The sequence below is a fragment of the Pseudomonas sp. A6 genome (assembly GCF_052367875.1).
In the GTDB taxonomy this organism is placed as follows: Bacteria; Pseudomonadota; Gammaproteobacteria; order Pseudomonadales; family Pseudomonadaceae; genus Pseudomonas; species Pseudomonas citronellolis.
The window spans coordinates 2,593,675-2,614,195 of the sequence record NZ_CP198970.1 but is presented as its reverse complement, the minus strand read 5'-3'; the positions used below and the strand labels follow the sequence as shown (position 1 = coordinate 2,614,195).

Annotated in this window: 20 protein-coding genes; 5 read left to right on the top strand and 15 right to left on the bottom strand. The window is 67.5% G+C overall.

All coding sequences use genetic code 11. The features are described from left to right. The first annotated feature begins 499 nt into the window (after positions 1-499). Positions 500-688 (top strand): hypothetical protein, encoded by a 189-nt coding sequence (locus ACTWJ5_RS11760; RefSeq protein ID WP_074980716.1) that lies wholly within the window; start codon positions 500-502, stop codon positions 686-688. Between the two features lie 69 nt (positions 689-757). On the opposite strand, the gene ACTWJ5_RS11755 is transcribed toward ACTWJ5_RS11760, so the two are convergent. Next, positions 758-1,264, bottom strand: coding sequence for a macro domain-containing protein (locus ACTWJ5_RS11755; RefSeq protein WP_009618837.1), 507 nt, complete (start codon positions 1,262-1,264; stop codon positions 758-760). A gap of 231 nt (positions 1,265-1,495) precedes the next feature. Here ACTWJ5_RS11755 and ACTWJ5_RS11750 point away from each other — a divergent pair, with 231 nt between their 5' ends. Then, positions 1,496-1,717, top strand: coding sequence for a hypothetical protein (locus ACTWJ5_RS11750; RefSeq protein WP_058490170.1), 222 nt, complete (start codon positions 1,496-1,498; stop codon positions 1,715-1,717). A 97-nt stretch (positions 1,718-1,814) separates the two neighbouring features. After that, entirely contained in the window at positions 1,815-2,786 is a 972-nt protein-coding gene (locus tag ACTWJ5_RS11745; protein ID WP_009618833.1) for a magnesium and cobalt transport protein CorA, read from the top strand. 165 nt (positions 2,787-2,951) lie between these two features. On the opposite strand, the gene ACTWJ5_RS11740 is transcribed toward ACTWJ5_RS11745, so the two are convergent. The 3 genes from ACTWJ5_RS11740 to ACTWJ5_RS11730 form a co-directional block, all read right to left on the bottom strand. After that, on the bottom strand, positions 2,952-3,689 hold the full coding sequence (locus ACTWJ5_RS11740) for an amidotransferase (RefSeq protein ID WP_074980688.1): 738 nt from the start codon (positions 3,687-3,689) through the stop codon (positions 2,952-2,954). Between the two features lie 761 nt (positions 3,690-4,450). Beyond that, positions 4,451-6,595, bottom strand: coding sequence for a 3-hydroxyacyl-CoA dehydrogenase NAD-binding domain-containing protein (locus ACTWJ5_RS11735; RefSeq protein WP_444438630.1), 2,145 nt, complete (start codon positions 6,593-6,595; stop codon positions 4,451-4,453). 142 nt (positions 6,596-6,737) lie between these two features. Next, complete coding sequence (locus tag ACTWJ5_RS11730; RefSeq protein WP_253390176.1) at positions 6,738-7,943, bottom strand: acetyl-CoA C-acetyltransferase; 1,206 nt, start codon at positions 7,941-7,943, stop codon at positions 6,738-6,740. A 672-nt stretch (positions 7,944-8,615) separates the two neighbouring features. Here ACTWJ5_RS11730 and ACTWJ5_RS11725 point away from each other — a divergent pair. After that, complete coding sequence (locus tag ACTWJ5_RS11725) at positions 8,616-9,416, top strand: c-type cytochrome (protein ID WP_253390175.1); 801 nt, start codon at positions 8,616-8,618, stop codon at positions 9,414-9,416. Between the two features lie 90 nt (positions 9,417-9,506). Here ACTWJ5_RS11725 and ACTWJ5_RS11720 read toward each other — a convergent pair whose 3' ends face one another. The 10 genes from ACTWJ5_RS11720 to ACTWJ5_RS11675 form a co-directional block, all read right to left on the bottom strand. Beyond that, on the bottom strand, positions 9,507-9,722 hold the full coding sequence (locus ACTWJ5_RS11720; protein ID WP_009618813.1) for a TOBE domain-containing protein: 216 nt from the start codon (positions 9,720-9,722) through the stop codon (positions 9,507-9,509). Positions 9,723-9,770: 48 nt separating this feature from the next. Then, a complete protein-coding gene (gene ssuB / locus ACTWJ5_RS11715; protein WP_444438627.1) occupies positions 9,771-10,580 on the bottom strand; it encodes an aliphatic sulfonates ABC transporter ATP-binding protein in 810 nt (269 codons plus the stop codon). Beyond that, complete coding sequence (gene ssuC, locus ACTWJ5_RS11710; RefSeq protein WP_261746452.1) at positions 10,577-11,371, bottom strand: aliphatic sulfonate ABC transporter permease SsuC; 795 nt, start codon at positions 11,369-11,371, stop codon at positions 10,577-10,579. Before ssuC ends, ssuB begins: the two co-directional genes overlap by 4 nt. A 63-nt stretch (positions 11,372-11,434) precedes the next feature. Continuing rightward, entirely contained in the window at positions 11,435-12,586 is a 1,152-nt protein-coding gene (ssuD, locus tag ACTWJ5_RS11705) for an FMNH2-dependent alkanesulfonate monooxygenase (protein ID WP_249919612.1), read from the bottom strand. Between the two features lie 172 nt (positions 12,587-12,758). Next, complete coding sequence (locus ACTWJ5_RS11700) at positions 12,759-13,736, bottom strand: sulfonate ABC transporter substrate-binding protein (RefSeq protein WP_074980696.1); 978 nt, start codon at positions 13,734-13,736, stop codon at positions 12,759-12,761. 168 nt (positions 13,737-13,904) lie between these two features. Next, positions 13,905-14,498 (bottom strand): NADPH-dependent FMN reductase, encoded by a 594-nt coding sequence (ssuE, locus tag ACTWJ5_RS11695; RefSeq protein ID WP_444438624.1) that lies wholly within the window; start codon positions 14,496-14,498, stop codon positions 13,905-13,907. Positions 14,499-14,929: 431 nt separating this feature from the next. After that, on the bottom strand, positions 14,930-15,679 hold the full coding sequence (locus ACTWJ5_RS11690) for an ABC transporter ATP-binding protein (protein ID WP_009618802.1): 750 nt from the start codon (positions 15,677-15,679) through the stop codon (positions 14,930-14,932). Beyond that, complete coding sequence (locus ACTWJ5_RS11685; protein ID WP_444439579.1) at positions 15,676-16,503, bottom strand: ABC transporter permease; 828 nt, start codon at positions 16,501-16,503, stop codon at positions 15,676-15,678. The genes ACTWJ5_RS11690 and ACTWJ5_RS11685 overlap by 4 nt, the downstream gene beginning before the upstream one ends. Positions 16,504-16,512: 9 nt before the next feature. Next, a complete protein-coding gene (locus tag ACTWJ5_RS11680; RefSeq protein ID WP_116424035.1) occupies positions 16,513-17,520 on the bottom strand; it encodes an aliphatic sulfonate ABC transporter substrate-binding protein in 1,008 nt (335 codons plus the stop codon). Positions 17,521-17,701: 181 nt separating this feature from the next. Then, complete coding sequence (locus ACTWJ5_RS11675) at positions 17,702-18,340, bottom strand: peroxiredoxin (protein WP_074980698.1); 639 nt, start codon at positions 18,338-18,340, stop codon at positions 17,702-17,704. A gap of 236 nt (positions 18,341-18,576) precedes the next feature. Here ACTWJ5_RS11675 and ACTWJ5_RS11670 point away from each other — a divergent pair, with 236 nt between their 5' ends. Beyond that, positions 18,577-18,786 (top strand): DUF6316 family protein, encoded by a 210-nt coding sequence (locus ACTWJ5_RS11670; protein WP_009618794.1) that lies wholly within the window; start codon positions 18,577-18,579, stop codon positions 18,784-18,786. A gap of 461 nt (positions 18,787-19,247) precedes the next feature. Here the strand turns inward: ACTWJ5_RS11670 and ACTWJ5_RS11665 are convergent, their stop codons facing one another. Next, on the bottom strand, positions 19,248-20,432 hold the full coding sequence (locus ACTWJ5_RS11665) for a thiolase family protein (RefSeq protein WP_058070283.1): 1,185 nt from the start codon (positions 20,430-20,432) through the stop codon (positions 19,248-19,250). Positions 20,433-20,521: the final 89 nt, after the last annotated feature.

The window sequence follows — 20,521 nt, the reverse complement described above, 5'->3', positions numbered from 1 at the left end:
GCGCCCTGCGTGCGATATCGCGGGCAGGGCCCGCTCCTACAATTCGCCGTTAGGCATGGCGTTTCCCCGTAGGAGCGGACCTTGTCCGCGATGGCCGGACATATCGGCGCGGTTCGCGGATGAGATCCGCTCCTACCATACGGGCGGGCACGGCTTCTCGTAGGAGCGAGCTTGCTCGCGAATGTGGCCCCGCTGCGGACTCTGTTCGCGAGCAAGCTCGCTCCTACGAAGAGCCCCTCGGCACAGCCGCTAAGACCCTGCCCCACACCATTCCCTGTAGGAGCGGACCTTGTCCGCGATAGCCGGCCATTCCGGCGCGATTCTCTTGTAGGAGCGCGCCCTGCGCGCGATTTCGCGGGCAGGGCCCGCTCCTACGGGGGCGCCTCGAATAGTTACGAAAAAGGCAAAACTGATTAAGCCAGTTCAGTCTTTTTCAAAAATTATTGCGCGTTAACCTATTGATGAACCCACAGGAAAAGCAACCAACGAGGTGTTCATCATGAAACTCCAACTGATCGCCACTGCCCTCCTCGCCAGCGCCACCCTGCTCGGTGCCCAGGCCGGCTTCGCCGAAGAATCGCCGCTGATGCAGAACCGCATGGTCAACCTGAACCAGGCCGCGCTGCAGCACCAGGCCGAGCGGACCGCCAGCCAGCAGCACGACGCTACCCCCGCCCACCAGGGCTGACCGGCGCTCGCCGGCACTCCGACGGCCACGCGCCCCGGCTCCGGGACGCGCCAGGCCGCCGGCCACGCCTCAGCCGAGCTTCTCGTCGGCGGCGACTCCCTTGCGATAGACCGCATAGACCACTACGGGGATGTCCAGATGGCCGAGATACCTGTCCAGCAACGGTCGCACGTCCTTCCAGTCCAGCCCGCCGACACCGGTGGCCAGGCACGGCAGCGCCAGGCTGCGAACGCCCTCCCCCTCGACGTACTTCGCCAACTCCCGCAGGCAGTGCCCGACGTTCTCCAGGCTGGCCTTGGCCGGCTTGGCGCTGCGCCCGCTGCCCTGCATGTCCTGGGTCAGCAGGTTGACGATGCCGCGGGTCGAACCGTCGGCGTCCACCCCCGACCAGGCCCAGATGGAGCCCGGCGCGGGCGCCGAGGCATGGGCCGCATGACGGTAGTCGCGGACCAGCGACGGCCAGCGCTCGCGCAGGGCCAGGGCCAGGCCGCTGTCGAACGGGTCCTGGGGCGCGATGCCATGGGCGATGACCTGGGCCTTGCTCAGCAGAATGTCGCCTTCAACTTCTCGAATCATGGATCTTTCCTTGCTCGGTGGAGTACCTCGGAAGCCTTGCCTTGCGCTCCCGTCTATTTCCACGTTACGCCTGGCCGTACCACGGACCTTGACCCGCATCAAGGCCGCATCCCCCTCGCGGCAGGCGGCAAAACATCAATTCCACCGATAGTTGAAAGCAACGAACTTCGTTATTCCATCGACCAGACTGCTGGGAAACTGGCCCCACTCCCACTTCCGGCAGCCACCGCCATGCACCGCTCCACCGCCCGCACCCTGCGCAACGGCGCCCTCGCCAGCATCGGCCTGTATAGCATCGTGGTCCTGGTGGCGCTGGCCCTGAGCGGCGGCTTCCAACTCACCCGCAACATCCAGCCGGACGGCGTGGACAAGAGCGCGCTGTTCCAGCGTTTCAACGAGGTGCTGCCCAACGCCCTGGCGGTGCTGCAGCAGAGCCTGCGCCCGCACTCCTGAACCCGCGCTGGCGGCCTGCGCCAGCTTGCCCATACTTTGCAGATCGCCGCCGGCGCCCGCCGGCACCGCCCGCCTCCGCCTGCCGGGAGAACGCGCCATGGGTCGAGTCGTCGCATCCGCCGTCTACTGCAAGGGCAAGAAGGTCGCCGATATCCCGCTGGAGGCGGGCTATCGCTGGGCCTGCCAGCCCGACCACTTCGTCTGGACCGGCCTGCAGGAACCCACGCCGGAAGAGCTGATGAACCTGCAGAAGCAGTTCAACCTGCACGAGCTGGCGATCGCCGACGCCCTGGAGAAGCACAGCCGGCCGAAGCTGGAGACCTTCGGCGACGCGCTGTTCATGGTGATCTACTCGCCGGTGCGCGCGGACAGCCGGCTGATGTTCGTGGAAACCCACCTGTTCGCCGGCATCGGCTACATCATCAGCGCCCGCCACGGCTTCTCGCAGTCGTACTCGCAGGTGCGCCAGCGCTGCGAGGCGCGCCCGCTGCTGCTGGCCCACGGCACCGACTTCGTGCTCTACGCCCTGCTCGACTTCGTGGTCGGCAACTACGAGCCGGTGGTGGAGGAGATCCGCGGCGAGATCGAGGTGCTGGAGCAGCGCGCCCTGCGCACCTCGCTGAGCCAGGAGGAGATCGAGCGCATCTACGGCCTGCGCCGCGAGGTGCTCAAGCTGCGCCACTACGCGGCGCCCATGGTGGAGATCTGCCAGGAGTTGCAGCGCCTGGACTTCCCCTTCATCGACAAGCAGATGCGCCCCTACTTCCGCGACGTGGCGATCCACGTCAACCGCCTGCTGGAAGACCTCAACTCGCTGCGCGACATCGCCAGCCAGACCATCGAGGTCGGCCTGCTGCTGGAGTCCTCGCGGCAGAGCGTAGTGCAGCGCAAGTTCGCCGCCTGGGCGGCGATCCTCGGCTTGCCCACGGCGGTGGCCGGCATCTACGGGATGAACTTCGAGTACATCCCGGAGTTGCACTGGCACTACGGCTACTTCCTGGTGATGGGCCTGCTGGTGATCGGCTGCATCGGGCTGTACGTCAGCTTCAAGCAGGCGGATTGGCTCTGACCTGCCGATTGCGCCGGGATGCTCTTCGTAGGAGCGAGCTTGCTCGCGAACAAACCCCGCTGCGGAACCTGTTCGCGAGCAAGCTCGCTCCTACGAAAGGCGGTTTGCCTCGGCGCGTGAATGAAAACGCCGCTCCGGGGAGCGGCGTTGGTGGGCGCGGCGGGCTCAGGCGGCGTTCTGCTCGTCCTTTTTCCGGCCCAGCTGGACGAAGCGCATCATCCATTCCGCCACGGTGGCGCCCTGGTGCTCGCGGTCGAGGCTGTCGATGCCCTTCCGGTAGACCGGCTCGCTGAAGATCTCGCGGCGCAGGTCGAGGATCGCCTGGGAGTAGTCGGCGACGAACTCCGGGTGGCCCTGGAAGCACAGCACCTGGTCGCCGATGGCGTAGGCGGCGTTCGGGCAGAAGTCGCTGCTGGCGATGCGCCGGGCGCCCTCGGGCAACTGGGTGACCTGGTCCTGGTGGCTGACCAGCAGGGTCAGGTCGTCCAGTTGCGGCTGCATCCACTGCGGCTGCTCTTCGATGCGGTAGTCATGGATGCCCACGCCCCAGCCCTGGTCGGCGCGCTCGGTCTTGCCGCCCAGCAGCAGGGCCAGCAGCTGGTGGCCGAAGCACACGCCCAGCAGCTTGTCGCCACGCTCGTAGCGGCTCAGCAGGTAGTCCTTGAGCTTACGGATCCAGGGTTCGTCGCCGAAGGAGTCGTACTTGCTGCCGGTCACCAGGTAGGCGTCGTAGTGCTCGCTGTCGGGCGGGTAATGGCCCTCCACCACGTTGTACACCTTGAACTCGGCGGGCACCGGTTGCTTGGCGAACAGCTGCTGGAACATCCAGCCGTAGCCGGTGTACTGGTCGATCAGCTCGGGACGCAGGATATCGGTTTCCAGAATGCAGATTTGCAGCGACATGTAGTGGTGGGTTCCTGATGTTAAGCGGGCACGAACGCGCGTTTTCTTAACAAACTGCACGCCCCGTGAAAACTACACACTGTTTTTTCACGACACAAGATGGCAAAGCCATTCCTTGCGTCGGAATTTCAGGGGAAATACCCGAAAAACCGCCGCGCATCAATGCCGGCGGAAACGATGGCGACCGGCTGCTCAGCCGTCCCGCGCCATCCCCAGCGCCTGCGCGGTCTCCAGCACCCAGGCGTACTCGCCCTGCAGGTTGCCCAGGGCCATGGCGTGGACTCTGCCTTTGCATGTCGATGATGATCAGGGCGGGGGTTGGGCATGGTGGGTCCGGGGTGATGGGTTTCGCTGCGCTCAACGCCATCCTACGGGCGCGCGGGGAAGAAAAAACCGGTGGTGGGGGCGGTTTCGGGGGGGCACGTCCTTGCTTTGGCTTTTGCTTTTCGTAGGAGCGAGCTTGCTCGCGAACGGTGCTCGCCGGCGGCCATGGTGTTTCCGGTTGCTCCGTCCCCTCTCCCCAGCCCTCTCCCTGAAGGGAGAGGGGGCTAGATCGTGCCGAGATAGGGAATGGTTTCAGCCGGAAACCATCTGCCTACCAGCTGACGCGGGAAAACCAGACCGCGCCGAACGGTCCCCTCTCCCTTCAGGGAGAGGGTTAGGGAGAGGGAGCGGAGCCGATCCCAGGCACCGCGCTCTCCGGCAGACTCCCGTTCGCGAGCAAGAACCAGGCGTCCCCCTCGCTCCTACACCAAACCCATTCAGAAGGTCTCGTTGCGCAACGCCTTGTCCAGCAACAACGCCGGCGGCTCGAAGCGTTCTCCGTACTGCTCGGCCAGGTATTGCGAGCGGGCGATGAAGTCCTGCAGGCCGTACTGGTTGATGAACTGCAGCGCGCCGCCGCTCCAGGCGGCGAAGCCGATGCCGAAGATCGAGCCGATGTTGGCGTCGGCGGTCGACAGCAGCACGCCCTCCTCCACGCAGCGCACCGTCTCGATGGCCTGGACGAAGAGGATGCGGTCGCGCACGTCCTCGGCCGGGATCATGCCGTCGGGCTTCTCGAAGCGCTGCTTCAGCTCCGGCCACAGGTGCTTCCTGCCGTTGGCGGGGTAGTCGTAGAAGCCGCCGCCGGCCGCCTTGCCCGGGCGCTTGTACTCGTTGAGCATCAGGTCGACCACGGCGAAGGCCGGGTGCTGCGGCAGGGCCTTGCCTTCGGCTTCCAGATCCTTGCGGGTCTGCTCGCGGATGTGGCTCATCAGGCTCAGCGAGACCTCGTCGCTGATCGCCAGCGGGCCCACCGGCATGCCGGCCTGGCGCGCCTGGTTCTCGATCATCGCCGCCGACACGCCCTCGCCGAGCATGGCCAGGCCTTCGTTGGTGAAGGTGCCGAACACCCGCGAGGTGAAGAAGCCGCGGCTGTCGTTGACCACGATCGGCGTCTTCTTGATCTGCAGGACGTAGTCGAAGGCGCGGGCCAGGGTGGCGTCGTCGGTCTTCTCGCCGCGGATGATCTCCACCAGCGGCATCTTGTCCACCGGGCTGAAGAAGTGCAGGCCGATGAACTTCTGCGGTTGCGCCACGGCCTGGGCCAGGCCGGTGATCGGCAGGGTCGAGGTGTTGGAGGCGATCACCGCATCAGGCAGCGCGGCGGCCTCGGCGGCGGCGGTGACCTTGCCCTTGAGCGCGCGGTCCTCGAACACCGCCTCGATGATCAGGTCGCAGCCCTCGAAGTCGGCTTCGCTGGCGCTCGGCTTGATGCGGGCGAGGAAGGCATCACGCTTCTCGGCGGTCATCTGGCCCTTGCCGACCTTCTTCTCCAGCAGCGCGGCCGAGTAGGCCTTGCCCTTCTCCGCCGCTTCGATGGAGACGTCCTTGAGCACCACCTCGATGCCGGCGGCGGCCGAGACGTAGGCGATGCCCGCGCCCATCATGCCGGCGCCGAGCACGCCGACCTTCTTCGTCTGCTGCTGCGGGTAGCCCTGCGGGCGCGACTTGCCGGCGTTGATCTCGTTCAACTGGAACCAGAAGGTGCCGATCATGTTCTTCGCCACCTGGCCGGTGGTCAGCTCGGTGAAGTAGCGCGCCTCGATCAGTTGCGCGGTGTCGAAGTCCACCTGGGCGCCTTCGACGGCGGCGCACATGATCTTCTCCGGCGCCGGGAAGCAACCCTTGGTCTTGTCACGCAGCACCGAGGGGGCGATGGCCAGCATCTGCGCCACGTTCGGACTGGACGGGGTGCCGCCGGGGATCTTGTAGCCCGCCGTGTCCCACGGCTGCTTGGCGTTGGGGTTGGCGGCGATCCATTCGCGGGCCTTGGCCAGCATGTCTTCGCGGCTGGAGGCCAGCTGGTGGATCAGCCCAGCCTTGAGCGCTTGTTCCGGGCGCACCTTCTTGCCTTCGGCGAGGTACGGCAGGGCCTTCTCCAGGCCCAGCAGGCGCACCATGCGCACTACCCCGCCGCCGCCGGGCAGCAGGCCCAGGGTGACTTCCGGCAGGCCCAGCTGCACATGGCTTTCATCCAGGGCGATGCGGTGATGGCAGGCCAGGCAGATTTCCCAGCCGCCGCCCAGGGCCGCGCCGTTGATGGCGGCCACCACCGGCTTGCCGAGGGTCTCCAGGCGGCGCAGCTGGCCCTTGAGCACCAGGATGCCGGCGTAGAAGGCCGGGGCGTCGGCCTTGGTGACCTTGATCAGTTCGTTGAGGTCGCCGCCGGCGAAGAAGGTCTTCTTCGCCGAGGTCAGGATGACGCCGGCGATGGAGTCCTTCTCGGCCTCCAGGCGGGCGACGGTGGCGGCCATGGCCTCGCGGTAGGCGCCGTTCATGGTGTTGGCGCTCTGGCCGGGCATGTCCATGGTCAGGACGACGATGTTGTCCTGGCCCTTTTCGTAGCGGATGGCTTCGGTCATTTCTTCAATCCTTTTCGACGGCTGGCGCAGGGACGCTGGTTTCTGGTTCCCCGCGTTCGCGGGGATGACGATGGGGAGCACCGAGCTTCACCCGTCATTCCCGCGCACGCGGGAACCCAGTCGACGCAGCCCCTGCCCCGGCTCAGATTCGTTCGATGATGGTGGCGATGCCCATGCCGCCGCCCACGCAGAGGGTGGCCAGGCCGTAGCGCAGGTTGCGCCGCTCCAGTTCGTCGAGCAGGGTGCCGAGGATCATGCAGCCGGTAGCGCCCAGGGGGTGGCCCATGGCGATGGAGCCGCCGTTGACGTTGACCTTGCTCTCCGGCACGCCCATGTCCTTCATGAACTTCATCACCACCGAGGCGAAGGCCTCGTTGACCTCGAACAGGTCGATCTCGTCGACGCGCAGGCCGGCCTTGGCCAGGGCCTTGCGGGTGGCCGGCGCGGGGCCGGTGAGCATGATGGTCGGGTCGGTGCTGGTGACCGCCGTGGCGACGATGCGCGCGCGGGCCTTCAGGCCCAGCTCGCGGCCCTTGGCCTCGGAGCCGATGAGCATGGCGGCGGCGCCGTCGACGATGCCCGAGCTGTTGCCCGGGGTGTGCACGTGCTCGATGCGCTCGACGTAGCTGTACTTGCGCAGGGCGGTGGCGTCGAAGCCCATCTGCCCCATCATCTCGAAGCTCGGCTTGAGCGCGCCGAGGCCTTCCAGGGTGGAATCGGCGCGGATGAACTCGTCGTGGTCGAGGATGACGATGCCGTTCTGGTCGCTGACCGGCACCAGGGACTTGCCGAACAGCCCCTCGGCGCGGGCCTTGGCGGCCTTCTGCTGGGAGCGCAGGGCGAAGGCGTCGACGTCGGCGCGGCTGAAGCCTTCCAGGGTGGCGATCAGGTCGGCGCCGATGCCCTGGGGCACGAAGCTGGTGTGCAGGTTGGTTTGCGGGTCCAGCGCCCAGGCGCCGCCGTCCGAGCCCATGGGCACGCGCGACATGGATTCCACGCCGCCCACCAGCACCAGGTCCTCGAAGCCCGAGCGCACCTTCATGGCGCCCAGGTTGACCGCCTCCAGGCCCGAGGCGCAGAAGCGGTTGATCTGCACGCCCGCCACCTGCTCGTCCCAGTCGGCCACCAGCGCGGCGGTCTTGGCGATGTCGGCGCCCTGGTCGCCCACCGGGGTCACGCAGCCCAGGACGATGTCGTCGACCTGCGCGGTGTCCAGCTGGTTGCGCCGCTGCACTTCGCGCAGCAGGCCGGCCATCAGGTCGACCGGCTTGACGCTGTACAGCGCGCCGTCCTTCTTGCCCTTGCCGCGGGGCGTGCGCACCGCGTCGTAAATCAATGCTTCGGTCATGGCGTTCTCTCTTGGGAGTGCTCTCTTGGCGTGGAGGTCACGCAGGCAGCGTGTCGGCCTACCTTAACCGCGCGGTGGCGGCCGGCAATGACCGGATCGCTCAGGCGGATTGACCCCCGCGCTCAGCCCGGGCGACCGGCGGTCGCCTGGCGCACCGCTCTGGGCTGCGCGCCGACGGGCGGTCGGATGGGCGGTCGAGCCGCAGGCCAGAGCCGTCACCGCCTTGTCATATAGATGGAATATGCCTGGAACCATAGGATTTGCTGCCAGATCGTCTAAGCCCGCGCCAGCCGGGGCTTAGACTGAAATTTCGCAGTACCTATGGGACGTCGCTGCCGGGTTTTGCCGGAGCGGCCGGTATGCTAAGCCAAGGCCACAGCCACCCGGCGCCGGGTCGTACGAGCGCGCGGGAGCGGGCCAACAACAAGAAAGGCGGGAACATCATGATGGATCAACAACCGAAGAAATGGCGGCAGGCCAGCCTGATCGTCTTCGTTACCGCAGTGGTGCTCATCATTCCCAACCTCAGTCGCCTGGTCGGCTAGCCAACCGTCCGCCTGCTGCTGCGAAGCCGGCGTCGCCCGAAGGGCCGCGGCCCTCGCAGCGCAGGTGGCAGTGCCGTTCGTCGGCATCCTCTGCTATGTTTGCGCAGCCCATCGCTGGAGCCCGCCCATGCGCTTCATCCTGTCGCTGCTGATCCTGCTCTGCCCCACCGTATTCGCCGCCGAACTGACCCTGGAGCTGCCCGCCGGCACGCGCACGCTGAGCAGCGCCGAGCTGCTGGGCAACGCCCAGGCGCGCAACATCGAGATCAAGGACGACGTGGCCTACAAGCGCACCATGCACTACCGCGCGGTGCCGCTGGCGGCGCTGCTGGAGGGCGTGGACGGCCGCGCCCACGTGCAGGCCGTGGCGCTGGACGGCTTCGCCGCCGAGCTGCCCGCCGCGCCGCTGCTGCAGAAGGAGGGCGCGCGGGCCTGGCTGGCCATCGAAGACGAAAAGAAGCCCTGGCCGCCGCTGGGCCAGGACAAGCCCTCGGCCGGGCCCTTCTACCTGGTCTGGACCGACCCGCAGGCCTCGGCCATCGGCCCGGAGCAATGGCCCTTCCAGGTCAGCAGCCTGCGCGTGCTGGATTCGGTGGAAATCCGCTTCCCGGCCCTGGTCCCGGCCAAGGACGCCAGCCCCGACGTGCAGGCCGGCTTCGCCCTGTTCCAGAAGCACTGCCTGGCCTGCCACCGCCTGAACGGCGCCGGCGACGCCCAGTTCGGCCCGGACCTGAACCAGCCCTACAGCCCCACCGAGTACTTCGCCAGGGACTTCCTCCACGCCTACATCCGCGACCCGCAGAGCCTGCGCCGCTGGCCCCAGGCGAAGATGCCCGGCTTCGCCCCGGAAACCCTCGACGACACCGAGCTGGACCAGCTGATCGACTACCTCGCGCACATGGCGGCGCGGCGCCAGGCGCTGATGTAGAGCGCGCCGGCAAAGAAAAAGGCGGACGCTCCACAGGGGCGTCCGCCTTTTTTTCGCACCCAGAGCAGCGCAAACGCCGCCCTCCCCGCCTCACAGCTTGGCGATGGACACCTCGGTGGATTTCACGAAGGCGATCACTTCGCTGCCCACGGCCAGTTCCAGTTCCTTCACGGAGCGGGTGGTGATCACCGAGGTGACGATGCCGGCGGCGGTCTGCACGTCGATTTCCGAGAGTACCGGGCCTTCGAGGATTTCCTTCACGGTGCCCTTGAACTGGTTACGGACGTTGATGGCTTTGATGGTCATGGCGTTTCTCCTATGGGGAATGTCGGTAGTGCACGGATGAACGGTGGATCAGAGCGCCCAGCGCAGTTGCGTGGGCAGTGGGGATACGGGTTCCGGCTCGGGCGGCAGCGGCGGCAACGCCAGCACGCGGTCGAGCACCTCGGCCTCCAGCGCGGCCAGGCGCGCCGAGCCGCGGGAGCGCGGGCGGGCCAGGTCGACGTTCAGGTCCAGGCCGATCTCGCCTTCCTCGATGAGGATCACCCGGTCGGCGACGGCCACCGCCTCGCTGACGTCGTGGGTGACCAGCAGCACGGTGAAGCCGTGGCGCCGCCAGAGGTTCTCGATCAGCCGCTGCATCTCGATGCGGGTCAGCGCATCCAGCGCGCCCAGCGGCTCGTCCAGCAGCAGCAGGCGCGGCCGGTGGATCAGCGCGCGGGCCAGGGCCACGCGCTGCTTCTGGCCGCCGGACAGGCTGGCCGGCCATTCCCGGGCGCGGTCGGCCAGGCCCACCGCCTCCAGGGCTTCCAGGGCCTGCTTGCGCCAGTCGCCGGACAGGCCCAGGCCGACGTTGTCGATCACCCGTTTCCAAGGCAGCAGGCGGGCGTCCTGGAACATCAGGCGGGTGCCTTCGCGGGCCTCTTCCAGGGGCGCGGAGCCGGCCAGCAACTCACCTTCACTGGGGGCGTCGAGGCCGGCCAGCAGGCGCAGCAGGGTGCTCTTGCCGCAGCCGCTGCGGCCGACGATGGCGACGAACTGGCCGGCGGGGATGCGCAGGTCGATGCCCTTGAGCACCTCGCGCTCGCCGAAGCGCTTGACCACGCCGTTCAGCGCCAGCGGGATGCCCTGCTTGAGGTTCTGCGGAGTGCTGAGGGCGTTCATGCCGCACCTCCCTTGGCCTGGTAGGCCGGGTGCCAGCGCAGCCAGACGCGCTCCAGGCCGCGGGCGGCGAGGTCGGCCAGCTTGCCGAGCACGGCGTAGAGCAGGATCGCCAGGACCACCACGTCGGTCTGCAGGAACTCCCGGGCGTTCATCGCCAGGTAGCCGATGCCGGAGCTGGCGGAGATGGTCTCGGCGACGATCAGCGTCAGCCACATGAAGCCCAGGGCGAAGCGCACGCCCACCAGGATCGACGGCAGCGCGCCGGGCAGGATCACCTGGCGGAACAGGGCGAAGCCGGACAGGCCGTAGCTGCGCGCCATCTCCAGCAGCCCCGGATCGATGTTGCGGATGCCGTGGTAGGTGTTCAGGTAGATGGGGAACAGGGTGCCGAGGGCGACCAGGAAGATCTTCGCCGACTCGTCGATGCCGAACCACAGGATCACCAGCGGGATCAGCGCCAGGTGCGGCACGTTGCGGATCATCTGCACCGAGCTGTCGAGGAAGCGCTCGCCCCACTTCGACAGCCCGGTGACCAGGCCCAGGGCCAGGCCGATGGAGCCGCCGATGACGAAGCCGATGGCGGCGCGCCAGGTGCTGATCGCCAGGTGTTGCCAGAGCTCGCCGCTCTTCACCAGTTGGTAGCCGGCCTCGAACACCGCGCTGGGCGCCGGCAGGATGCGGCTGGAGAGGAAACCGCCCTCCACCGCCACCTGCCAGACCAGCACCAGGGCCACCGGCAGGGCCCAGGGCGCCAGGCGCTGGGCCACTTGGTTGAGAGTATTTGTCTTCATGTCTTGTGCTTCTCCGGGTTGCTCGCGGGGTTCGCGAGCAAGCTCGCTCCTACAAAGTCGACTTCAGCTCTGCGCGGCCTGCTGCTTGGGCAGGATGTCGTTGGCCACCATCTCGCCGAACGGGCTGACGTAGCCGCGGGCTTCGGGCTGCTGCGGGCGGGCGAGGTCCAGGTGCGGGAACAGCAGTTCGGCGACGCGGTAGGACTCTTCCAGGTGCGGGTAGCCGGAGAAGATGAAGGTGTCGATGCCCAGCTCGGCGTATTCCTTGACCCGCGCGGCCACGGTCGGGCCGTCGCCGACCAGCGCGGTGCCGGCGCCGCCGCGCACCAGGCCGACGCCGGCCCAGAGGTTGGGCGAGACTTCCAGGTTGTCCTTGCTGCCGCCGTGCAGGGCGGCCATGCGCTGCTGGCCCACCGAGTCGAAGCGGGCGAGCGAGGCCTGGGCGCGGTCGATGGTGTCCTGGTCGAGGTGGCTGATCAGGCGGTCGGCGGCCTTCCAGGCCTCCTCGTTGGTTTCGCGGACGATCACGTGCAGGCGGATGCCGAAGCGCACACTGCGGCCCTGTTTGGCGGCCTTCTCGCGGACCTGGGCGATCTTCTCGGCCACCGCGGCCGGCGGCTCGCCCCAGGTCAGGTACAGCTCGACCTGCTCGGCGGCGAGGTCCTGGGCGGCTTCCGAGGAGCCGCCGAAGTACAGCGGCGGACGCGGCTGCTGGATCGGCGGGTAGAGCAGCTTGGCACCCTGCACCTGGATGTGCTTGCCGGGGTAGTCCACGGTCTCGCCTTCCAGCACGCGGCGCCAGATGCGGGTGAATTCGACGGAGGCCTCGTAGCGCTCCTCGTGGTTCAGGTGTAGGCCGTCGCCGGCCAGCTCGTCCGGGTCACCACCGGTGACCAGGTTGAACAGCGCGCGGCCGTTGGACAGACGGTCCAGGGTCGCTGCCTGGCGCGCAGCCACGGTCGGCGAAATGATCCCCGGGCGCAGCGCCACCAGGAACTTCAGGCGCTGGGTCACCGGGATCAGCGAGGCGGCGACCAGCCAGGAGTCCTCGCAGGAGCGCCCGGTGGGGATCAGCACGCCGCCGAAGCCGAGGCGGTCGGCGGCCTGGGCCACCTGCTGCAGGTAGCCGTGGTCGACCGCGCGGGCGCCCTCGGCGGTGCCAAGGTAATGGCCGTCGCCGTGGGTGGGAAGGAACCAGAAGATGTTGAGGCTCATCGCTATAACTCCAGATTGAGCGCGCCGGCGTGGCGTAGCCGCGCGATGATGGGATTCGTGTATGGGGTGATGCTCTTCGTAGGAGCGAGCTTGCTCGCGAACAAATCTCCCGGCCGCTCTGAAGCTGGGCGGGTTCGCGAGCAAGCTCGCTCCTACATCGTGATCGTGCTCGTCAGTTGCTGGCAGCCACCTTGGCCTTGCTGTCCGCCGGCGGCGTCCAGACCACGTCCTTGATGCTCAGCGCCTTGGGAATCAGCTTCAGCTGGGTGAAGGCGTCGGCGATCTTCTGCTGCTTGGCCACCACCTCGGGGGTGATGAACTGCGCGCCGTAGCCCTGGCGCTTGACCGCGGTGAGGGTGATGTCGGCGGGCAGGCCGAGCAGCGGGGCCACCTGTTCGGTGACCTGCTCGGGGTTCTTCTGCGACCACTCGCCCACCGAGCGCACTTCTTCCACCAGGGTGGTCAGCACCTGCGGGTGCTCCTTGGCGTAGGTGCGGGTGGCCAGGTAGAACTGGTGGTTGTCGGCCAGGCCGCGGGCGTCGACCAGGGTGCGGGCGTGCAACTGCTTCTCGGCGGCGGCCTGGTACGGGTCCCAGATCACCCAGGCGTCGACGGCGCCGCGCTCGAAGGCGGCGCGGGCGTCGGCCGGCGGCAGGTACACCGGCTGGATGTCGCTGTACTTCAGGCCGTTCTCCTCCAGGGCGCGCACCAGCAGGTAATGCACATTGGAGCCCTTGTTCAGGGCGACCTTCCTGCCTTTGAGCTCGGCGACGGATTTGATCGGCGAGTCCTTCGGCAGCAGGATGGCCTCGCTGGTGGGCGCCGGCGGCTCGTTGGCCACGTAGACCAGGTCGGCGCCGGCGGCCTGGGCGAACACCGGCGGCGTCTCGCCGGTGACGCCGAAGTCGATGCTGCCGACGTTCAGCCCTTCCAGCAGCTGCGGGCCGCCGGGGAATTCCGTCCACTGTACCTTGATGCCCTGCTCGGCCAGGCGCTTCTCCAGCGTGCCGCGGGCCTTGAGCAGCACCAGGGTGCCGTACTTCTGGTAGCCGATACGCAGGGTACCGGGTTGTTCTTCGGCTTGGGCGCCGTGGGCCAGGGCCGCGATCAGCAGGGCCGCCAGTCCACCACGCAAAGTGAGGTTGCGCATTGCATGCTCCTTTGTCGTTGTGTGCTCGCCGGACCTGCGCTCCCGTTGGCGGAATGCTGAGGACCTGATTTCTTGTCGTCTGGCAGTCACGCACCTGCCTATTCGAGGCTCGGTAGCGTTCCACGCTTTTTCTTGCAGCTTGCCGCTTGCAGCCTGCAGCCGCTTCTTTCAAATACTCCAGCGCGCCTTGAGCAGGCGCTCGCTGAGCAGGTTCGGGTCGATGGGCCGGGGCCGCCGCGCCAGGGCGCCGTGGAACTGTTCCAGGGACTCCAGCAGGCGCCGCTCCAGGGCCGGCTCCAGGTGCGCCGGCGCATCGGCCGTGGCGTAGGCGATCTGCGAATCCTCGGCGAACACCCCGTGCAGCATCTCCTGGGCCTTCAGCGCCGCCAGCACCGGCTTGAGCGCGTAGTCCACGGCGAGCATGTGGGCGCTGCTGCCGCCGGTGGCCAGGGGCAGCACCACCTTGTGGCTCAGGGCGCGCTCGGGCAGCAGGTCCAGCAGCACCTTGAGGGCGCCGGCGATGGAGGCCTTGTACACCGGGGTGGCGATCACCAGGCCGTCGGCCCGCGCCACCTGTTCCAGCAGCTCCAGCACCTGGGGGCTGTCGAAGCGGGCATGCAGCAGGTCCTCGGCGGCGAAGTCGCGCACCTGGTAGGAACGCACCTCCACCCCACGCTCATGCAGCCACCGGCGGGCAACGTCCAGCAGGACCGCGGAACGCGAGCGCTGGCTCGGACTGCCGGAGAGGGTCACCACATACATTGCACGCTTCCTTATAACTGAAAGAGCCGACTTGAAGCCGGCTCGCTAACCAACGTGCATAGACCTTAACAGGGGTTTTGATATTCCAATAAATGTTATTTATTCATTTGCTTATAACTTAAATAAAGACTGTAGGAGCGAGCTTGCTCGCGAACGGGAGTTACCTGTGGCAGCGGTGTTCTGGGGGGACTCCGCTCCCTCTCCCTAACCCTCTCCCTGAAGGGAGAGGGGACCGTTCGGAGTGCGCTGGTGTTTCGGTGTTAGCCGGCTTGCACCGAGCCCCCGGCTGACACCAAATCCTTTCTCGGCACGGACAAGCCCCCTCTCCCTTCAGGGAGAGGGCTGGGGAGAGGGCGCTCTTGAACCCAGCACCTACGCCACCAGCAAACGCCAATTCGCGAGCAAGTTCGCTTCTACGAACAGCGCGGCATCTAGATAACGTGAGAATGCTGCAACTCGGTCAACGCCTCGCCCCGCAGATACGCCAGCTCCACCGCGCGGCGGTCGCGCGGGCGTTGCAGGGGCACCGGGAACTCGCGGCGCAGGCGGCTCGGGGCGCCGCCCAGGAGCAGCACGCGGTCGCCCAGGTAGAAGGCCTCGTCGAGGTCGTGGGTGACCAGCAGGATGCTGATGTCGTATTCCAGGGCCAGTTGCTGGATCAGGTCCTGCAGGCGCAGGCGGGTGAAGGCGTCCACCGCGCTGAAGGGCTCGTCCAGCAGCAGCACCTGCGGGCGGCCGTAGAGCCCGCGGGCGATGGCCGCGCGCTGGGCCATGCCGCCGGAGAGCTGCTTGGGCAGCAGGCCGCCCTTGCCTTCCAGGCCGACGTCGCGCAGCAGCCGGGCGATGCGCTGGTCGTCGGCGAGCCAGCCGTCGGCGAAACCGACGTTCTGCGCCACCGTCAGCCAGGGCAGCAGGCGCGGCTCCTGGAACACCACGCCGATGCCGCCGCCGCGGCCGCTCTCGCCGTCCGGGCCGAAGCCCAGCAGCGGGTTGCGCTGCAACTGCCCGGCGAAGTCGGCGTCCAGGCCGGCGGCGATGCGCAGCAGGGTGCTCTTGCCGCAGCCGCTGGGGCCCAGCAGGCTGACCACCTCCCCCGGCGCCAGCGCCAGGCTGACGTCGTCGAGCACGCGCAGGCCGTCGAAGCTCTTGCGGATGTTGTTGAGTTCCAGCAGCGCGCTCATGCCTTGCCCTCCAGGCCTTCGAAGCTGTCGCGCCAGGCCAGGGCGCGGCGTTCCACGGCCTTGAGCAGGCCGTCGCTGAGCTTGCCGAGCACAGCCAGGACCAGAATGGCGGCGATGACGATGTCCGGCCGCGAGGTCTCGCGGCCGTCGCTGAGCAGGTAGCCCAGGCCACGGGTGGCAGCGATCAGCTCGGCGGCGACGAGGAACATCCAGCTCAGGCTGAGGGCGCCGCGCAACCCGGTGAACAGGCTCGGCAGCGCCGCCGGCAGGAGGATGCGCCGCGCCAGGGTGAAGGTCGACAGGTGGTACAACCGGCCCAGCTCCACCCACTTGCGGTCCACCCCGCGCACGCCGGCGACCAGCGCCAGGTACACCGGGAAGAAGGCGCCGAGGGCGATGAGCACCACCTTGGGCGTCTCGTCGATGCCCAGCCAGAGCAGCAGCAAGGGCACCCAGGCCAGGCTGGGGATGGCCCGCAGGGCCTGGAAGCTCGGCTCCAGGTAGGCCTCGGCGCGCTGGCTGAGGCCGACCCAGGTACCGATCAGCAGGGCGGCGAAGGAGCCGATGGCGAAGCCGCTGGCCACCCGCGCCAGGCTGGCGCCGATGTGCTGCCACAGCTCGCCATGGCCCAGTTGCCAGAGGGTGAGCGCGACGCTGCTGGGCGCCGGCATCTGGTTCTCCGCCAGCCAGCCGGCGCGCACGGAAATCTCCAGCGCGGCGCACAGCAGCAGCGGCAGCACCCAGGCCCGCCAGCGCAACGGGCGCGGCCGCAGCGACAGGGCCAGGCGGCGGCTACGGCCCAGGTCGAGGGGCTGGCTCGGCACGCCCATGGTTCATTCCGTCCTGGCCAGGGGCTGCTTGCCGATGACCTCGCCGGCCAGTTGCGGGTCGATCAACTGGTCCACCACCTTGGCCACGTCGGTGCCGGGGCGCACCAGTTGCTCGTCCACCAGGATGGGCGCGGCGGCCTTGAGCGCGGCAACCTGCTCGGCGCCGGGCAGCGGCTGGCTGAAGTCGGTGCGCGAGAGCTGCAGCCTGGCCACTTCCAGCGGCAGCTTGGCCTCCTCGGCCAGCAGCCTAGCGGTCTCCTCCGGATGCTCGATGGCCCAGTGGCGGGCCCGCTCGTAGGCGCCGATGACCTGCTTGATCAGTTGCGGCTGCTCGTTGGCGAAACGCTCGGTGACGCTGAGCACGCCGTAGCTGTTGAAACTCACGTTGCGGTACAGCAGCCGTGAGCCGGCCTGCAGCTCGCTGGCCGCCATGTGCGGGTCGAGCCCGGCCCAGGCGTCCACCTGGCCGCGCTCCAGCGCGGTGCGGCCGTCGGGGTGCTGCAGGTGGACGATCTCCACGTCGCCCTTGCCCAGGCCGGCGCTCTGCAGGCTGCGCAACAGGAACAGGTAGGGGTCGGTGCCCTTGGTGGCGGCCACCTTGTGGCCCTTGAGGTCGGCCAGGGATTTCAGTGGCGAATCCTTGGGCACCACCAGCGCGGTCCATTCCGGGCGCGAGGCGATGTAGACGGTCTTCAGCGGGCTGCCATTGGCGCGGCTGAGCACCGCGGCCAGCCCCGCGGTGGAGGCGAAGTCGGTGCTGCCGGCGTTGAGGTATTCCAGCGAGCGATTGCTGCCCTGGCTGAACACCCAGCGTACCTCGGTGCCCTGGGGCTTGAGCGCCTGCTCCAGCCAGCCGAAGTGCCTGAGCACCAGGCTGGTGGGCGCGTAGTAGGCGTAGTCCAGGCGGACTTCCCTCGGCGTTTGTGCGGAAGCGGTGGCAGTGAAGGCGCCGAACGGCAGACACGCCAGGAGAGCGGCGGTCAGGCTGCGGCGCCAGGTGGACGGACCCATGGTCGATCTCCTTGGCGGCGTGGCTGACGTCTTCTCCCCGTGTGGCGGGCAAGTCAGAGCGGGAAAACAAAGCGCGGCGCGAGGCCGGGCGGGAACGGAAAAAAAGGCGGCCGGCGAACCGGCCGAATACCCTACTCGTGGTTTGGAACAGGTGCGGCTGCGCGGGGCAGCCGCGGGAAAATCAGCGGTTGGGCTGCGGGGTCAGGCGCAGGTACGGCTTGACCGCGCGGTAGCCTTTGGGGAAACGCCGGCGAATCTCGTCCTCGTCTTTCAGCGAGGGCACGATGACCACCTCGTCGCCGTCCTGCCAGTTGCCGGGCGTGGCGACCTTGTGGTTGTCGGTCAGTTGCAGCGAGTCCACCACCCGCAGGATCTCGTTGAAGTTGCGCCCGGTGCTGGCCGGGTAGGTGATGGTCAGGCGCACCTTCTTGTGCGGGTCGATGACGAACAGCGAACGCACGGTCAGGGTGTCGTTAGCGTTCGGGTGGATCAGGTCGTACAGCTCGGAGACCTTGCGGTCGGCGTCGGCGATGATCGGGAAGTTGACCACGGTGTTCTGGGTTTCGTTGATGTCGTCGATCCACTTCACGTGGGACTCCACCGGGTCCACCGACAGCGCGATCACCTTGACGCCGCGCTGGGCGAAGTCGTCCTTGAGCCTGGCGGTCAGGCCCAGTTCGGTGGTGCACACCGGGGTGAAGTCCGCCGGGTGGGAGAAGAGAATGCCCCAGCTGTCGCCGAGCCATTCGTGGAAACGGATGCGGCCTTCGCTGGATTCCTGTTCGAAGTCGGGGGCGATGTCGCCGAGACGCAGACTCATGGGTTGGGCTCCTGGTTCGTGTGGGGTTCACTATGCACAAGGCCGGAGTGCATTAAAAAGAATATATTTTGATTTTCTTATAACCAAAAAGACATGCAGCCGCCTGGCCTCGCGCCACTGGCCATTGAGCATAGCCGCCAAGGCCCCCGCCGCCGTCCATTCGTCGCCTGCGCCCCGCCGCCGCCCGGCCTGACTACACTGAAATCATTAACCCGCAAGGTGTGGGAGGTGTCTTCATGTTCGGTAAACGAGTGACTGACGGCGAGCCGGGCACCCACTATCGGAGCGACCGGATCAGCGCGGTCAATGGCCAGTATTTCTTCTCAACCCGCGAAGGCACGCTGGAAGGGCCGTTCTTCACCCGCTTCGATGCGGAGCGCGAGGTGATGCAGTACATCAGCCGGATGCAGCAGGCCGCCGGGCTGTATGCGCGGGTGGCGCAGTAGGTGTCGTTCGGGTCATGAACCCCGGCCAGGTGCCGGGGTTTTTCTTTGGGGGTCTTCCGGGGGCAGGTTCTTTTCGTAGGAGCGAGCTTGCTCGCGAACAGAGTTTCCCGGGTGTATTGGTGCATCGACTGACCTCCCTTCCCTCTCCCCAACCCTCTCCCTGAAGGGAGAGGGGGCTTGTCCGTGCCGAGAGAAGATTTGGCGTCAGCCGGAAACTTCGCGGTAGCCGGCTAACGCCGCAACACCCGAGCACACCGAACGGTCCCCTCTCCCTTCAGGGAGAGGGTTAGGGAGAGGGCGCTCTTCAAGACGCACGCCGAACCTGGCCGGCAGAACACCATTCGCGAGCAAGAGCTAGGCGCCCCCCTCGCTCCTACGAAAAGCCCCCCCAACGAAAAAAGCCCCGGCATCGCTGCCGGGGCTTCGCTATCGGCCCTCCTGCGTGGGGACGGCCGCCAGACTCAGCGGACCGCTTCGAACAGGCCGGTGGCACCCATGCCGCCGCCCACGCACATGGTCACGATGCCGTAGCGCAGGTTGCGCCGCTGCAGTTCGCGCACCAGGTGGCCGACCTGGCGCGAGCCGGTCATGCCGAAGGGGTGGCCGATGGAGATGGAGCCGCCGTTGACGTTGTACTTCTCGTTGTCGATGCCCAGGCGGTTGCGCGCGTACAGGCACTGCGAGGCGAAGGCTTCGTTGAGCTCCCACAGGTCGATGTCGTCGATCTGCAGGCCGCGGGCCTTGAGCAGCTTGGGCACCGAGAACACCGGGCCGATGCCCATCTCGTCCGGCTCGCAGCCGGCCACGGTGAAGCCGCGGAAGAAGGCCTTGGGCTTGAGGCCCAGCTCCAGGGCCTTGTCCAGGCTCATCACCAGGGTCATGGAGGCGCCATCGGAAAGCTGCGAGGCGTTGCCGGCAGTCACCGAGCCGTCTTCGGCGAACACCGGCTTCAGCGAGTTGAGGCCTTCCAGGGTGGTGTCCGGACGGTTGCAGTCGTCGCGGTCGACCACGCCTTCGACCACCTTCTTCTCGCCGGTGGCCTTGTCTTCCACGGCGTAGCGCACGTTCATCGGCACGATTTCGTCGTCGAACAGGCCCTCGGCCTGGGCGCGGGCGGTGCGCTGCTGGCTCTGCAGGGCGTAGAGGTCCTGTTCCTCGCGGGTGACGTTGTAGCGGCGGGCGACGATCTCAGCGGTCTGCCCCATGGGGTAGTAGATCCCCGGGAATTCCGCTTCCAGGCGCGGGTTGACGAAGTGGTCGGTGTTGCGCGACTTGGCCGTCAGGGTGATGGACTCGACGCCGCCGGCCACCAGGATGTCGCTGCAGCCGGAGGCCACCTGGTTGGCGGCGATGGCGATGGCCTGCAGGCCCGAGGAGCAGTAGCGGTTGAGGGTCATGCCGGCGACGTGGATGCCCAGCTTCGACAGCACCGCGGCGTTGCGGCCGATGTTGTGGCCCTGGGCGCCCTCGTTGGAGCCGGCGCCGACCACGCAGTCGTCCACCAGCAGCGGGTCCAGGCCGTTGCGCGCCAGCAGCGCGTCGATGCAGTGGGCCACCATGTCGTCGGGCCGGGTCATGTTGAACTTGCCGCGGAAGGACTTGGCCAGGCCGGTACGGACGCTGTCGACGATCACCACTTCACGCATGGGAAACCTCGTTGCTTGTTGTTCGATTGGGGAGGTGCAGTCGGCCAAGCATAGGGCGAGCGAATGCCGGGGCGCGATGATCATTCATC

What these genes read in the sequence shown, in the direction of transcription:
- ACTWJ5_RS11720 (WP_009618813.1), bottom strand. Translation starts at nt 9,722, where the DNA reads ATGACCATCAAAGCCATCAACGTCCGTAACCAGTTCAAGGGCACCGTG.
- ACTWJ5_RS11745 (WP_009618833.1), top strand. Translation starts at nt 1,815, where the DNA reads ATGGGTCGAGTCGTCGCATCCGCCGTCTACTGCAAGGGCAAGAAGGTC.
- ssuE (WP_444438624.1), bottom strand. Translation starts at nt 14,498, where the DNA reads ATGTATGTGGTGACCCTCTCCGGCAGTCCGAGCCAGCGCTCGCGTTCC.
- ACTWJ5_RS11755 (WP_009618837.1), bottom strand. Translation starts at nt 1,264, where the DNA reads ATGATTCGAGAAGTTGAAGGCGACATTCTGCTGAGCAAGGCCCAGGTC.
- ACTWJ5_RS11760 (WP_074980716.1), top strand. Translation starts at nt 500, where the DNA reads ATGAAACTCCAACTGATCGCCACTGCCCTCCTCGCCAGCGCCACCCTG.
- ACTWJ5_RS11740 (WP_074980688.1), bottom strand. Translation starts at nt 3,689, where the DNA reads ATGTCGCTGCAAATCTGCATTCTGGAAACCGATATCCTGCGTCCCGAG.
- ACTWJ5_RS11735 (WP_444438630.1), bottom strand. Translation starts at nt 6,595, where the DNA reads ATGACCGAAGCCATCCGCTACGAAAAGGGCCAGGACAACATCGTCGTC.
- ACTWJ5_RS11700 (WP_074980696.1), bottom strand. Translation starts at nt 13,736, where the DNA reads ATGCGCAACCTCACTTTGCGTGGTGGACTGGCGGCCCTGCTGATCGCG.
- ACTWJ5_RS11750 (WP_058490170.1), top strand. Translation starts at nt 1,496, where the DNA reads ATGCACCGCTCCACCGCCCGCACCCTGCGCAACGGCGCCCTCGCCAGC.
- ssuD (WP_249919612.1), bottom strand. Translation starts at nt 12,586, where the DNA reads ATGAGCCTCAACATCTTCTGGTTCCTTCCCACCCACGGCGACGGCCAT.
- ACTWJ5_RS11690 (WP_009618802.1), bottom strand. Translation starts at nt 15,679, where the DNA reads ATGAGCGCGCTGCTGGAACTCAACAACATCCGCAAGAGCTTCGACGGC.
- ssuB (WP_444438627.1), bottom strand. Translation starts at nt 10,580, where the DNA reads ATGAACGCCCTCAGCACTCCGCAGAACCTCAAGCAGGGCATCCCGCTG.
- ACTWJ5_RS11725 (WP_253390175.1), top strand. Translation starts at nt 8,616, where the DNA reads ATGCGCTTCATCCTGTCGCTGCTGATCCTGCTCTGCCCCACCGTATTC.
- ACTWJ5_RS11730 (WP_253390176.1), bottom strand. Translation starts at nt 7,943, where the DNA reads ATGACCGAAGCATTGATTTACGACGCGGTGCGCACGCCCCGCGGCAAG.
- ssuC (WP_261746452.1), bottom strand. Translation starts at nt 11,371, where the DNA reads ATGAAGACAAATACTCTCAACCAAGTGGCCCAGCGCCTGGCGCCCTGG.
- ACTWJ5_RS11670 (WP_009618794.1), top strand. Translation starts at nt 18,577, where the DNA reads ATGTTCGGTAAACGAGTGACTGACGGCGAGCCGGGCACCCACTATCGG.
- ACTWJ5_RS11680 (WP_116424035.1), bottom strand. Translation starts at nt 17,520, where the DNA reads ATGGGTCCGTCCACCTGGCGCCGCAGCCTGACCGCCGCTCTCCTGGCG.
- ACTWJ5_RS11665 (WP_058070283.1), bottom strand. Translation starts at nt 20,432, where the DNA reads ATGCGTGAAGTGGTGATCGTCGACAGCGTCCGTACCGGCCTGGCCAAG.
- ACTWJ5_RS11675 (WP_074980698.1), bottom strand. Translation starts at nt 18,340, where the DNA reads ATGAGTCTGCGTCTCGGCGACATCGCCCCCGACTTCGAACAGGAATCC.